Origin of the sequence: Mycolicibacterium elephantis DSM 44368 (assembly GCF_004014805.1) — a bacterium.
Classification (GTDB): domain Bacteria; phylum Actinomycetota; class Actinomycetes; order Mycobacteriales; family Mycobacteriaceae; genus Mycobacterium; species Mycobacterium elephantis.
Window position 1 is genome coordinate 202,145 of record NZ_ATDN01000034.1, and the last position, 12,936, is coordinate 215,080.

Consider the following 12,936-nt stretch of genomic DNA (forward strand, 5'->3'; position numbering starts at 1 on the left):
TACGCGAGCATGCACGAAAACGATGCTCTGGAGGCGGCACGGACCATCGCCGGCCGCAGGGCGGCCCAACCGGGAAGTCGCACCGACACCAGCGCACTCGAGGAACAGGTGTGCGCCGAGGCCGGTCTGTGGGAGCTCGCCGCCGCGCGCCGCGCGCTGGATCAGTCCCGCGGCGACGCCTCGCACGCCGTGTCGATGCTGCGCGTCTGGGCGGCGACGCAGCCACACGTCCAGGCGCTGCCCGTTCGCCCCGACGACGTCGCGATCGTGCGGAGGCTGTCGTCGGCCTACCCCCGGATCCCGGGTGGGCAGTGGCTCGGCATGGCCCCGGAACTACGTTCCCGGCAACTGGATTGGACCGACGAGCGGCCTACCGTCGACACGTCGGCGAGGACGCCGACGGTGGCGCAGGCCGCCGACGCGCCCACCCGCGCCGGCACGCCGCGGGTACGGGATCTGATCGACGACGCCGTCGTGCTGGCCGGCGCCGCCGATGGGGACGGTGACGACCCCGCCCGCGCGGTGATGACGCCACCGTTCACCCGAGCCAACCGCCTGGCTCTGCTCGCCCGCGGCGAGACCGGGGCACTGGTCGCGCTCGCGGCGTTGATCCTGGGCCGACGACAGGAAGCGGTCATGGTGGAACTCACCGTCGGGTCGGCCGTGATCCGGGTGCCCCATCCTCGCAGCGGCGCACCGTGCGCGGTGGCCGAGATACCGATCACCGAGGTTGAGGTGGTCCTCGACGCCGACGCCGACGGACGGCCCGCGCTGGTGACCGGATGGGGTGCGACGCTGGGAACCGTTGAACGCCGGGCGATCTCGCTGGCGCTGCTCGACGCCGCCATGCAGGCCGACGGGGACCTGCGCGAACCGGTGACGCTCGACGACCAGACCGTGATCGCCGCCACCGACGGGCCCGCCACCAACGGTTTCGTCGAGCACCTGCGACTGCCGCACTACGCGAGCTTCGCGGCATATCTGGCCCAAGTGGGCGGAGAGGCGCAGTGATGAACAGGAAAGCGACCGTCGCGGCCCTCGCGGCCGAACACGGCCGCCCGCAGGCCTACGCCTATCTCGACGAGGACACCAAGCGCAATGTGCGGCGGGCGATCCTCAAGGCGCTGGCCATCCCCGGCTGGCAAGTGCCGTTCGCGTCCCGAGAGATGCCGGTGGCCAGGGGCTGGGGCAGCGGCGGCCTGCAGGTCACCCTGTCACTGGTCGGACCCACCGACACGGTCAAGGTCATCGACCAGGGCGACGACCTGTCCTCCAACGCCGTCGGGATGCGCAACCTGATCACCTCCTCGGCACGGTGCGACGCGACGACGAGCACCACCGAGGCGACGATCATCCAAAGTCGCCACCGCATACCGGAATTGGACCTTCGAGCCGACCAGTTGCTCGTCCTGCAGGTACCGCACCCCGAGCCGCTACGCCGCGTGGTGCCCGACGACGTCGCCGCGCTGCGCCACCACGCAGACCGCGACTACACACCGGCCTGGCTGGACCTCTACGACGCCGAGGCCTGTCTGGGCGGCCCACGCACCGGCGCCGACCACCCTGTGCTGGTCGACGGTTCGCGGTTGATGAGCCCAAGCCCGATCCCGCGGTACGACGTGCTGCGGCTCGACAACCGGCCGCATCCGATCCTGCTCGGGGCCGGCCGGCGTGCCCGGCTGACGGCGTTGCCGCCCTTCAGCAGGGTGCAACCGCTGGCGTTCGACGACCGGCCACTGGCTCCGGAGCGGGCCGACGGCCCGTGCCGACGGTGCGGAAGCACGACGTCGTATCGGGTTGCCTCCGACGGTTGGTGGTGCTGCAGCGACGTCGACGCCTGCCGCGTCCGGCACGAGGCGGCCGCGCCGTGACGTCCAACGCCATCGACGACTGGGCCGACCGCGACGCGCTGGTGCCTCCCGAGCCGGTGATCTCGGTGCGCGGCCTGACACACCGGTTCGGCGCGGGCTGTGACCGATGCATCCAACTGACTGGCGAGAGCGCAGGGACGAACCGCTGTTCGGTATGCGGCACGGTGGTCGCCGTCTACGACGCGTCGTTCGAGGTGGGCCCGCATGAGGTGCTCGGCGTGGTGGGCGAGTCCGGGTCCGGTAAAACCACCCTGCTGCGCTGCCTCCATCTGGACCTGCGGCCCGAGTCTGGATCGATTCGCGTTGGCGGACACCCACTCCAGCGCTCCGCGGTGATGATGGTGCACCAGAACGCCTTGGCCGCCGGCCTTTATCCTCGGCTGGCCGCCGAGTCCAATGTCGCGGAGCGGCTGCTCGGTAGGGGCGCGCGCGCCTTCGCCGAGATCCACGACCGCACAACCGAACTGCTCGGTGAGCTCGGCTTGCGTCCGGAACGCCACACCGACGCGTTGATGACGTTCTCCGGTGGTATGCAACAGCGCGTCCAACTGGCGCGCGCCCTGGTCGATCCGCCCACGGTGCTGTTGCTCGACGAACCGACAACCGGCCTTGACCCGTCGGTGCAGGCCGATCTGCTCGACGTCGTGCAGCGCGTCACCCAGAGCCTCGAATCCGCGTCGATCGTCGTATCTCACGATCTCGCCGCGGTGCGCGTGCTGGCTTCACGCATCATCGTGTTGCACCACGGGCGCATCGTCGAAGAGGGCATCTCCGAGCAGGTGCTCGAGGATCCACAGCATCCGTACACGCAACTGCTGGTCTCATCGAGGTTGACATGACGGGGACCACCGCGGCCGAGATCGTCGTCACCGGACTGTGCAAGCGGTTCGCCCCTCGCGAGACCGTGCTCGACGGCGTGCAGTTGACGGCGCGCAGCGGCGGCCTGTCGTTGGTCCTGGGAGAACCCGGTTCCGGCAAGTCCACGCTGGCGCGGTGTCTCAGCGGTGTATACCGGCCCGACGCCGGCGACGTCACATACCGGCTGGGCGGGCGCGGCGAAGTCACCCTCACCGCCTCAGACGCCCGCACGGTGGCGTGGCTGCGCACCCACCACATCGCGTCGTTCGACGGACACCTGGCCGCCGCACCGCGATTGTCCGTGGGGGCCGCAGCGGCCAGGGCCGCGCGGTGCAGCCGGTCGTCAGCCATCGCGGCGCTGCGGCGATTCCACGTCGCCCACCTGGCCTCGGTGCCCATCGGACGTCTTCGCGCACCGGATCGGCTGACCGTCGCGCTCGCCGCGGCACTGCTCGCCGAGCGCCCGTTCGTGGTCCTCGACGAACCGGAGGCGTGCGCTGACCCGCAACACCTGACGCGATGGCTGCGCCGACTGGCCGACGGAGGGGCCGCAGTCATCGCCACCGGCGGATTGGACAGCCCGCTCGCATCGATCGCAACCGCGGTGGGAGAGCTACGGAGAGGCGGAATCGAATGGCGCAAACGGTAATCGACGGTGTGACGGTGGTTCCCGGCGGAGGCATGCCGGTAATCCGGGACGCCGCCGTCGTACTCGACGGGCTCGGCATCATCGTGGACATCGGTGACGGCGCACCGTCCGACGATCTCTTCCTCGTTCCCGCCGGCGTGGACCTGCACCTGGACAACCTGGTACCGCGTCGCCGCCCGAGGGCGACGGTGACGCTGGACCACGAGGCGGTGATCACGGCGCTCGATGCCGAATGCGCCGCTGCGGGCATCGCGACGGTGTGTGTGGCGGCCCGCTGCGAACATTGTCCGCGCAAGGGCATCGACATCGCCGACGCCGCCGTGCTGGCCGCTGCGGTCGAAGTGCTCGCGCCGTATCTGTGTTGTGACTGGCGCATTCACGCCCGAGTCGAACTGACCGACGACGGGGCGCTCGACGCACTTCAGGCCGTGTTGGCCGCATCGTCGCGGGTGGCGCTGATCTCCATGATCGAGACCACCGTCGAGCGCAGCCGGTTCTCCTCGCTCGCGGAGACGCGGCGGTTCTACGCCCAGGATTGGGGTGTCACCGAGGCCGAGGTCGAAGAGGTGTTCAGGGTCGACGCCACCCGGTTGGCCGCCGTCGACGACCGGCGTAAACAGGTTGCCGCGCTTGCCGTTCAGCGCGGCATCGCACTCGCCAGCCACGACGACCGGACACCCGAGCACATCGACGAGGCCTTCGACTTCGGCGCGCGGGTGGCCGAGTTTCCCCTGACAATGGACGCCGCGCGCCGCGCACACGAACTCGGCATGCATGTCGTGCTGGGCGCGCCGAACGCGCTGCGCGGCCGGTCGACATCGTCGGGCAACGTCCTGGCCGCCGACGCGGTCTCGGCCGGCGTGTGCGACGTGCTGTGCTCGGACTACCTGCCGTCGTCACTCCAGTCCGCGCCCCACGCGCTGGCACGCCACGGTTCGGCACCGCTGTCGGCGGGCGTCGACCTCATCTCGTCGAGTCCCGCCGCGGTCCTGGGGCTGGGGCCGCGGCGGATCGAGGTGGGCAGCCCGCTCACGGCATCGCTGCGGCGGATACCACCGGACGCCGGAGGCGCCCACGTCGGAATCGCGCTCTGGCGCGACGGCCGGCTGGTCTTCGGTCGAGAATCGCCCGGATTCGCCATCATGGCCACTGCCGGTTAGCGGCACCTGGGAAGGCGCGGCTCACCTCGTGTGATCCCCGCCGGTCAATCACAGTGGGGGCCCATCGCAGCTATGCCATGATGACCCGGGGAAGCGGGCGCAGGTGAGCAGCTGAAGGGGAGTGGGACTGGTGGACTTGTCCGCGATAACCAAGCCGGTGGAGCGGCTGGTGGCCACCGCGCAAAACGGCCTGGAAGTGCTGCGCTACGGCGGTTTGGAGACGGGTTCGGTGCCGTCGCCGTTCCAGATCATCCAGAGCGTTCCGATGTACCGGCTGCGGCGCTACTTCCCGCCGGACGCGCGGCCGGGAGCAAAGCCGCCGGGGCCACCGGTGCTGATGGTGCACCCGATGATGATGTCGGCGGACATGTGGGACGTCACCCGCGACGACGGCGCCGTGGGCATCCTGCACCGGGCGGGGCTGGATCCGTGGGTGATCGACTTCGGCTCACCGGACAAGGTCGAGGGCGGCATGGACCGCAACCTGGCCGACCACGTCGTCGCGTTGGGCGAGGCCATCGACACCGTCAAGGAAGTGACCGGTCGCGACGTCCATCTGGCCGGTTACTCCCAAGGCGGGATGTTCGCCTACCAGACCGCGGCCTACCGCCGTTCGAAGGACCTCGCGAGCATCATCGCGTTCGGCTCACCGGTGGACACCCTGGCGGCCCTGCCGATGAACTTGCCGCCGAGTCTGGCGCCCGCGGCCGCCGACTTCATGGCCGACCACGTGTTCAGCCGCATCGACATCCCGGGTTGGTTGGCGCGCACCGGCTTCCAGATGCTCGACCCCCTCAAGACCGCGCAGGCGCGACTGGACTTCCTGCGCCAACTGCACGACCGCGAAGCGCTGCTGCCCCGCGAACAGCAGCGCCGCTTCCTCGCCTCCGAAGGTTGGATCGCCTGGTCCGGACCGGCGATCGCCGAACTGCTCAAGCAGTTCATCGCGCACAACCGGATGATGAGCGGTGGCTTCTCCATCCACGGCGACCTGGTGACCCTGTCCGACATCGATTGCCCGATACTCGCCGTCGTCGGTGAGGTCGACGACATCGGCCAACCCGCCTCGGTGCGCGGCATCAAACGCGCAGCTCCCAAGGCCGACGTCTACGAATTCCTCATCCGCGCAGGTCATTTCGGGCTGGTCGTCGGGTCCAAGGCGGCCAGCCAGACGTGGCCCACCGTCGCACAGTGGGTCAGGTGGATCGAGGGTGTCGGCGAGCTGCCCGACGGTGTGGTGCCGATGGCGTTGCAGCCCGAGGAACCCACCGAGAGCGGGGTCTCGCTCAGCTCGCGGGTGGCGCACGGCACCGCGGCCGCCACCGATATGGTCTTCAGCCTGGCGCGGTCCGCCGCCGACGCGCTCGTCGCCGCCAACAAGTCGGCGCGCACGCTGGCCGTCGAGACCGCCCGCACCCTGCCCCGGCTGGCGCGGCTCGGCCAGATCAACGACCACACCCGGATCTCGTTCGGCCGCATCATGTCCGAGCAGGCCCGCGACGCGCCCAACGGCGAGGCCCTGCTGTTCGACGGCCGGGTGCACACCTACGAGGCGGTGGACCGCCGCATCAACAACGTGGTGCGCGGTCTGATCGAGGTGGGGGTGCGGCAGGGCGCCCGAGTCGGCGTGCTGATGGAGACCCGACCCAGCGCCCTGGTCGCGATCGCCGCGCTGTCGCGGCTGGGCGCGGTCGCGGTGCTGATGCCACCCGACGCGGATCTGCCCACCGCCGCCCGGCTGGGCGCGGTGACGGAGATCATCGCCGACCCGAGCAATCTGGACGCTGCCCGCCAGCTCGACATGCGGGTGCTGGTGCTGGGCGGTGGCGAGGCACGCAACCTGGACCTGCCTGAATCTGACGGCGCGAACGTTGTCGATATGGAGAAGATCGACCCCGACGAGGTCGACCTGCCCGGCTGGTATCGACCCAACCCCGGGTTGGCCCGCGACCTCGCATTCATCGGCTTCAGTTCGATCAACGGGGAACTCGTCGCCCGCCAGATCACCAACTACCGGTGGGCGCTGTCGGCGTTCGGCACTGCCTCGGCCGCCAACCTCGGCCGCGGCGACACCGTGTACTGCCTGACCCCGCTGCACCACCAGTCGGGGCTGCTGGTCGCGCTGGGCGGGGCCGTCGTCGGCGGCTCGCGCATCGCGCTGTCGCGCGGACTGCGACCGGACCGGTTCGTGCAAGAGATCCGCCAGTACGGCGTCACCGTGGTGACCTACACGTGGGCGATGCTGCGCGACGTCATCGACGACCCGGCCTTCTCGCTGACGGGCAGCCACCCCGTGCGGCTGTTCATCGGCTCGGGTATGCCCGCCGGTCTGTGGAAACGGGTCGTCGAAGTGTTCGCCCCGGCGAAGGTGGTCGAGTTCTTCGCCACCACCGACGGGCAGGCGGTGTTGGCCAACGTGTCCGGCGCCAAGATCGGCAGCAAGGGCCGGCCACTGCCGGGCGGCGGCCAGATCGAGTTGGCTGCCTATGACCCCGAGGACGACCTGATCCTCGAGGACGAGCGCGGCTTCGTGCGCAAGGCAGAGACCAATGAGGTCGGTGTGCTGCTGGCTCGACCCCGCGGTCCCATCGACCCGACGGCGTCGATCAAGCGGGGCGTGTTCGCCCCGGCCGACACCTGGGTGTCGACGGAGTTCCTGTTCCGCCGCGACGACGACGGCGATTACTGGCAGGTCGACAACCGCGGCACGCTGATCTTCACCGCACGCGGCATCGTGTACGCCTCGACGGTCAACGACGCGGTCAGCCGCCTCGAAGCGGTGGACCTCGCGGTGACGTACGGCGTGCCGGTCGACGGCGGACAGTTGGCCGTCACGGCGCTGGAGCTTCGTCCCGGGGGCAGCGTTCCCTCGGCGGATCTTTCCGAGGCGCTGTCGGATCTGCCGGTCGGAAATCCGCCCGACATCGTGCACGTGGTCAGCAACATGGCACTGTCCGCGTCGTACCGGCCGCTGGTGAGCCCGCTACGGGCGAAGGGCATCCCCAAACCGGCGCGTAACGCCTGGTATCTGGATCCCGATACCAATCGGTACAAGCGGTTGACGGTCGCGGTGCGGGCGGAGATCGCCGGCGGGCGGTAACGACGGAAATGCCAGAAGGCAGGCACGCTGTTAGGCTCCCGCTTGGCGGCTGCCGCCGCCGGGTCGGGCAGTCGCGCCACCGCACTGGAGGATTGATGGCATCGCAGACCGGTACCAACCGCGACGTCTGGCGGCGCCTTGTCGTCGCCGGGGTGGCCGGCGGCGCGATGGTCGCGGGCATGGTGGCGGGAGCCGCGACGGTGTCGGCCCAGCCCGCCGAACCGACGGTCGAAACCGAGGCCCCCACGCCGGTGGCGGATGCGCCGCGTTCCTGCACCGGCGACGATTGCTCGAAAGGCCAGCCTGAGCCGGCGAAGGTCAATGCCGATCAAGTGCTGTTGCAGATCTACAACGAGTACGCGCAGGGTGACGGCGGCGGTCAGGTTTCCAAGCTGATCGACGACGCGGTGAAACTGCGCAGGCAGGGCTTCCGGCCCTCCAACGCCAACGCCGCGGCGCTCGCCGACGCGCTCGAACGCCGACCCAACCAGACGCCGCTGGTGGAAGCGCTGAAGAACACGATCGCCTACCAGCGCAAGCTGCAGGCCCAGGCCGCGATGACGGCGCAGCAGCAGGGCCCCGTGGCCGGTCAGGTGCCCGTGATTCCCGGCATGTCCGTGCCGGTGGGCTAGCGTCGTGGCACTCGACGAAAAACTGCTGGACATCCTGGTCTGCCCTCAGGACCGTGAGCCGCTTCTGCTGGTGGGCGACGAGTTCCTCTACAACCCGCGGCTTCGGCGCGCATATCGGATCGACGACGGCATTCCGGTGCTGCTGATCGACGAGGCCATCGCTGTCGACGATGACGCCGAGCACCAACGCATGCTGGACCGGGCCTCAGGAAAGGCCGGGTAGCTCGCCGGTGAAGTAGCGCTGCAGGTTGGGCGCGATGGTGTCGGCGATCTGCTCGGGGGACAGCGACCGGATCGGCTCGAGTTCGAGTATGTAACGCGCGACCACGATGCCGACGAGTTGCGAGGCGACGAACTGAACGCGGATCCGGCCCGATCCCGGTGGATTGTCCACGCGAGGACCGAGTTCCGTGGTGATCACCTCTTGCAGAAACGATCGGATGAGGGCGACGTCCGATCCCGCCAGCAGCGAGCGCAACGTGGCGATGAAGCCTTGACCGGCTTCGGAATCCCACAGGGGCACGAGCACTGACGGCAGCTTGTGACCGAGTTCTTCGACGGGCGTCTCCTTCAGCGGGCGGATGACGTCCATCGGGTTGACCGGGGCTTCGATCGCCGCGGCGAACAACTGCTGTTTCGTGCCGTAGTAGTGATGCACCAGCGCGGGGTCCACACCGGCAGCCGCCGCGACCGCCCGGATCGAGGTCTTGTCAACGCCGTTGCGTGCGAACAGATCTCGAGCGCACTTCAGGATCCGTTCCCGGGTGTCTGACGTCCCTCGCGGCCGCCCGGGACGTTTGCGCTCGGCGTCGGTGGTCAACTCAGGGCGTCCGTCGTCGCAGGGTCGCCGCCGCCAGGCACAGCGCGACGATCGCGCAGCCGATCACGACTGTGATGTCGCGCAGCGCGACGGCGGTCAACTCCGGGTACGCGCCGACCTCTCGCAAGGCCTCCAGCGCATAGCTCGCGGGCATGACATCGCTGATCCATTGCAACCACTCCGGCATTGTCCCCCGAGGCACGATGATCCCGGCCAGCAGGAGCTGAGGCACCATCACCAACGGGATGAACTGGACTGCTTGAAACTCGGTGCGGGCGAACGCGCTACACAGCAACCCGAGCCCCACGCCGAGGACCGCGTTGACGATCGCGATCACGAAGACCCATGCCGGGCTGGCCGCGGTCTCGAAGCCGAGCAGCCAGAAGGCGACGACGCAGGCCAGCGTCGCTTGAACCGCCGCGGCGATCGAAAACGCGGTGCCGTAGGCGCCGAGCAGGTCCAGCCGGCGCAGCGGCGTGGTGAGAATGCGTTCCAGCGTTCCGGAGACCCGTTCGCGCTGCATGGTGATCGAGGTGATCACGAACATCACGAACAACGGAAAGAGCCCGAGCAGGATCAGGCACGCGTTGTTGAACCCCGAGGTCGCGCCGGGCGCGGTCGGAACGTTGTCGAACATGAAGTACATCAGCGTGATGACGACGATCGGCACCACCATGATCATCGCGATGCTGCGATGGTCGGCCGCGAGCTGGCGCAGGATCCGCGTGGTGGTGGCGACGTAGGCCTGCGGGTTCAGCCGGCCACGCCGGCGGCTGCGGTGCTGCGCTTGATGACGGACAGAAACGCTTCCTCCAACGACTGACATCCGGTCTCCTCTCGTAGCTTCGCCGGGGTGGTGTGCGCGAGCAGGCGGCCCTCCCGCATGAGCAGCAGATCACCGCAATGATCGGCTTCGTCCATCACGTGGCTCGAGATCAGCAGGGTGGTACCGCGCTCGGCGAGGCGGCGAAACTGCTGCCACAGCTCCACGCGCAGCACCGGATCGAGCCCGACAGTGGGTTCGTCGAGCACAAGCAGGTCGGGGTTCGAGACCAGGGCACAGGCCAGCGACGCGCGGGTCCGTTGACCGCCGGACAGGTTGCCGCACAACGCTGTTCGATGGTCCTGCAGGCCGACCGCCGCGACGGCCTCGTCGGCTCTCTCGGCATCGGCGCCGTACAGCGAGGCGAAGTAGCGGGCGTTGTCGATCACCCGGAGGTCGTCGTAGACCGTCGCGTCCTGCGTGACGTAGCCGATGCGGTGGCGCAGTCCCGCCGAGCCTGCCGGACGGCCGAGGACCGTCACGGTTCCCGCCGCGATGACCTGGGTGCCGACGATGCAGCGCATCAGGGTGGTCTTGCCGCAGCCCGACGGGCCGAGCAAGCCGGTGATCGTGCCGCGCGCGACCCGCACGCTGATGTCGTCGAGCGCGACGCGCTTGCCGCGGACGACGCGCAGCCCGCTGATGTCGATCACCGGGTCGCTCCCATACGCCAAGAATTCATCATGCGATGAAGTCATCATGCGTTGAAATATTCTCCCCGGGGGCCCCGCTGTCAAGAGGTGAAGGCAGAATTGCTTGGCGTGAGCGCCGAGCTGCTGGCTGTTGACCCCCTGGCCGCGGCCCGCCGGCTTCTCGGCGCCACGCTGGTGGGGCGGGGGACCAGCGCATTAATCGTGGAGGTGGAGGCCTACGGCGGGCCCGCCGACGGCCCGTGGCCCGACCCGGCCGCGCACTCGTTTCGCGGACCGGGTCCACGCAACTGGGTGATGTTCGGCCCCGCCGGGCGGCTCTACACGTACCGCAGTCACGGTATCCACGTCTGCGCCAACGTGGCCTGCGCGACCGACGGGGTCGCGGGCGCGGTGCTACTGAGGGCCGCCGCGCTCGAGTCCGGTCTCGAGGTGGCGCAGCGCCGCCGCGGCGATTCCGTGCGTCCTGCGGCGTTGGCGCGGGGGCCGGGCAACCTCTGCTCTGCGCTGGGAATCACCATGGACGACAACGGACTTGACCTGTTCGACCCGAACAGCGAGATCCAGGTGCAGCTCGCTGAAGAGCGGCCGGCGGCCGAAGGGCCGCGCGTCGGAGTGAGCAAGGCCGCAGACCGCCCGTGGCGCCTGTGGCTGGCGGGGCGGCCCGAGGTGTCGCTGTACCGGCGCAGCCCGCGGGCACCGGCTCCCGACCAAAGCGATTAGTGCGAGAAGATCGAAGCCGTGACTTCTGCGGGTACGTCCATCCTCGACGAGCTCGAGTGGCGGGGGCTGATCGCCCAATCCACCGACCGTGACGCGCTGGCCGCCGAACTGGCCCATGGCCCCGTCACCGTCTATTCGGGGTTCGATCCCACCGCGCCGAGCCTGCACGCGGGCCATCTCATCCCGCTCCTGACGCTGCGGCGGTTCCAGCTGGCGGGCCACCGGCCGATCGTGTTGGCCGGCGGAGCCACCGGGATGATCGGGGACCCGCGCGACACGGGCGAACGCGCGCTGAACACCGCCGACACGGTGGCCGAATGGACCGAACGCATTCGTGGCCAGCTGGAACGGTTCGTCGAGTTCGACGACTCCGCGACGGGCGCGGTGGTGGAGAACAACCTGACCTGGACGGAGCGGTTGTCGGCCATCGAGTTCCTGCGCGACATCGGCAAGCACTTCTCGGTCAACGTCATGCTCGACCGCGACACCGTGCGGCGCCGGCTGGAGGGCGAGGGCATCTCCTACACCGAGTTCAGCTACATGCTGCTGCAGGCCAACGATTACGTGGAACTGCATCAGCGGTACGGATGCACGCTGCAGATCGGCGGCTCCGACCAGTGGGGCAACATCATCGCTGGGGTTCGGCTGGTCCGGCAGAAGCTCGGTGCGACGGTGCACGCGCTGACGACACCGCTGGTGACCGACTCCGAGGGCAAGAAGTTCGGCAAGTCCACCGGCGGCGGGAGCCTTTGGCTGGACCCGGCGATGACGAGCCCGTATGCCTGGTACCAGTACTTCATCAACACCGCAGACGTCGACGTGGTCCGCTATCTGCGCTGGTTCACGTTCCTGGCGCCTGAGGAACTGGCCGAGATGGAGCAGGCGACCGCCGAGCGCCCGCACGAACGCGCGGCGCAGCGCCGGCTGGCGCGCGAACTCACCACGTTGGTGCACGGGGAGGCGGCGACCCGCTCGGTCGAGCACGCCAGCCAGGCCCTGTTCGGCCGGGCTGACCTGGCTGAACTCGACGAGCCGACGCTGGCGGCGGCATTGCGGGAGGCCTCGGTCGCCGAGCTGAAGCCGGGCGGCCCGGATACGATCACCGACCTGCTGGTGGCCACCGGCCTGGCCCCGAGCAAGGGCGCCGCCCGGCGCACCGTCGCCGAGGGGGGCGCCTACGTCAACAATGCCCGGATCGACAGCGACGACTGGGCTCCGCAGCCGTCGGACTTCCTCCACGGACGATGGCTGGTGTTGCGCCGGGGCAAGCGGAACATCGCCGGCGTCGAACGCGTTGGCTGAGGCATCGGCGACGCCGGCCGCCCACGGGCGGAATAACTTGCGCGACGGCGGTGTTGAAGCGTGTTGCGTGAGTCGACGCACCCCCGGGTGCGCACGGTAGGTGACGCGCGAAAGACGCGCCCTATCAGCCCATTTGACTCCGCGTAATCCCTCACGTAACTTGTTGATTCGTCGCTGCGACACGGGCCTAGCCCGAAGAGCGCGGCGGATCCCAGAGGGAAATCCCACTTCGGTGGGTTCCTGAGCGTCCGCACTACGAGTACGCGGCTTTTGGCTGCGGGCTCACTGCGCGGTCGCGCGGGTGTGTTGTTTGAGAACTCAATAGTGTGTTTGGTGGTTTTTGTTTGT

At 69.2% G+C, this 12,936-nt stretch carries 13 protein-coding genes; 10 read left to right on the top strand and 3 right to left on the bottom strand.

Annotated elements, in window-relative coordinates:
* The first annotated feature begins 9 nt into the window (after nucleotides 1-9).
* The 8 genes from MELE44368_RS20615 to MELE44368_RS20650 all read left to right on the top strand — a co-directional run bounded on the left by MELE44368_RS20615 (nucleotide 10) and on the right by MELE44368_RS20650 (nucleotide 8,493).
* The gene (locus tag MELE44368_RS20615; protein WP_241566706.1) at nucleotides 10-1,011 is read left to right on the top strand and encodes a carbon-phosphorus lyase complex subunit PhnI; all 1,002 of its coding nucleotides are present in this window, start codon (nucleotides 10-12) and stop codon (nucleotides 1,009-1,011) included.
* Nucleotides 1,011-1,871, top strand: a complete 861-nt coding sequence (locus MELE44368_RS20620; RefSeq protein WP_128110203.1) for an alpha-D-ribose 1-methylphosphonate 5-phosphate C-P-lyase PhnJ — start codon at nucleotides 1,011-1,013, stop codon at nucleotides 1,869-1,871. The genes MELE44368_RS20615 and MELE44368_RS20620 overlap by 1 nt, the downstream gene beginning before the upstream one ends.
* On the top strand, nucleotides 1,868-2,710 hold the full coding sequence (locus MELE44368_RS20625; RefSeq protein WP_164890179.1) for an ATP-binding cassette domain-containing protein: 843 nt from the start codon (nucleotides 1,868-1,870) through the stop codon (nucleotides 2,708-2,710). The genes MELE44368_RS20620 and MELE44368_RS20625 overlap by 4 nt, the downstream gene beginning before the upstream one ends.
* Nucleotides 2,707-3,378 (top strand): ABC transporter ATP-binding protein, encoded by a 672-nt coding sequence (locus MELE44368_RS20630; protein ID WP_128110204.1) that lies wholly within the window; start codon nucleotides 2,707-2,709, stop codon nucleotides 3,376-3,378. Before MELE44368_RS20625 ends, MELE44368_RS20630 begins: the two co-directional genes overlap by 4 nt.
* Entirely contained in the window at nucleotides 3,363-4,538 is a 1,176-nt protein-coding gene (locus MELE44368_RS20635; protein WP_128110205.1) for an alpha-D-ribose 1-methylphosphonate 5-triphosphate diphosphatase, read from the top strand. Before MELE44368_RS20630 ends, MELE44368_RS20635 begins: the two co-directional genes overlap by 16 nt.
* A 127-nt stretch (nucleotides 4,539-4,665) precedes the next feature.
* Complete coding sequence (locus MELE44368_RS20640; RefSeq protein WP_206613823.1) at nucleotides 4,666-7,638, top strand: acyl-CoA synthetase; 2,973 nt, start codon at nucleotides 4,666-4,668, stop codon at nucleotides 7,636-7,638.
* 95 nt (nucleotides 7,639-7,733) lie between these two features.
* Complete coding sequence (locus MELE44368_RS20645) at nucleotides 7,734-8,270, top strand: hypothetical protein (protein WP_128110207.1); 537 nt, start codon at nucleotides 7,734-7,736, stop codon at nucleotides 8,268-8,270.
* Nucleotides 8,271-8,274: 4 nt separating this feature from the next.
* A complete protein-coding gene (locus tag MELE44368_RS20650; protein ID WP_128110208.1) occupies nucleotides 8,275-8,493 on the top strand; it encodes a Trm112 family protein in 219 nt (72 codons plus the stop codon).
* Here MELE44368_RS20650 and MELE44368_RS20655 read toward each other — a convergent pair.
* From MELE44368_RS20655 to MELE44368_RS20665, 3 genes are read right to left on the bottom strand one after another with little or no spacing between them, the layout of a single operon-like run.
* Nucleotides 8,476-9,090 (bottom strand): TetR/AcrR family transcriptional regulator, encoded by a 615-nt coding sequence (locus tag MELE44368_RS20655; RefSeq protein WP_128110209.1) that lies wholly within the window; start codon nucleotides 9,088-9,090, stop codon nucleotides 8,476-8,478. The two genes, MELE44368_RS20650 and MELE44368_RS20655, sit on opposite strands and share 18 nt — an antisense overlap.
* A 1-nt stretch (nucleotide 9,091) precedes the next feature.
* Complete coding sequence (locus tag MELE44368_RS20660; protein ID WP_128110210.1) at nucleotides 9,092-9,916, bottom strand: ABC transporter permease; 825 nt, start codon at nucleotides 9,914-9,916, stop codon at nucleotides 9,092-9,094.
* On the bottom strand, nucleotides 9,844-10,614 hold the full coding sequence (locus MELE44368_RS20665) for an ABC transporter ATP-binding protein (protein ID WP_128110211.1): 771 nt from the start codon (nucleotides 10,612-10,614) through the stop codon (nucleotides 9,844-9,846). Before MELE44368_RS20665 ends, MELE44368_RS20660 begins: the two co-directional genes overlap by 73 nt.
* A 60-nt stretch (nucleotides 10,615-10,674) precedes the next feature.
* Between MELE44368_RS20665 and MELE44368_RS20670 the strand changes: the two genes are divergently transcribed.
* Together MELE44368_RS20670 and tyrS are read left to right on the top strand one after the other, a co-directional pair.
* Nucleotides 10,675-11,286 (top strand): DNA-3-methyladenine glycosylase, encoded by a 612-nt coding sequence (locus MELE44368_RS20670; RefSeq protein WP_128110212.1) that lies wholly within the window; start codon nucleotides 10,675-10,677, stop codon nucleotides 11,284-11,286.
* A gap of 18 nt (nucleotides 11,287-11,304) precedes the next feature.
* On the top strand, nucleotides 11,305-12,588 hold the full coding sequence (gene tyrS, locus MELE44368_RS20675; protein WP_128110213.1) for a tyrosine--tRNA ligase: 1,284 nt from the start codon (nucleotides 11,305-11,307) through the stop codon (nucleotides 12,586-12,588).
* The last annotated feature ends 348 nt before the right edge of the window (nucleotides 12,589-12,936 follow it).

Coding starts and splice junctions, on each gene's coding strand:
- MELE44368_RS20615 (WP_241566706.1), top strand. CDS start 10: ATGCACGAAAACGATGCTCTGGAGGCGGCACGGACCATCGCCGGCCGC.
- MELE44368_RS20620 (WP_128110203.1), top strand. CDS start 1,011: ATGAACAGGAAAGCGACCGTCGCGGCCCTCGCGGCCGAACACGGCCGC.
- MELE44368_RS20630 (WP_128110204.1), top strand. CDS start 2,707: ATGACGGGGACCACCGCGGCCGAGATCGTCGTCACCGGACTGTGCAAG.
- MELE44368_RS20635 (WP_128110205.1), top strand. CDS start 3,363: ATGGCGCAAACGGTAATCGACGGTGTGACGGTGGTTCCCGGCGGAGGC.
- MELE44368_RS20645 (WP_128110207.1), top strand. CDS start 7,734: ATGGCATCGCAGACCGGTACCAACCGCGACGTCTGGCGGCGCCTTGTC.
- MELE44368_RS20660 (WP_128110210.1), bottom strand. CDS start 9,916: ATGTCAGTCGTTGGAGGAAGCGTTTCTGTCCGTCATCAAGCGCAGCAC.
- MELE44368_RS20665 (WP_128110211.1), bottom strand. CDS start 10,614: ATGATGACTTCATCGCATGATGAATTCTTGGCGTATGGGAGCGACCCG.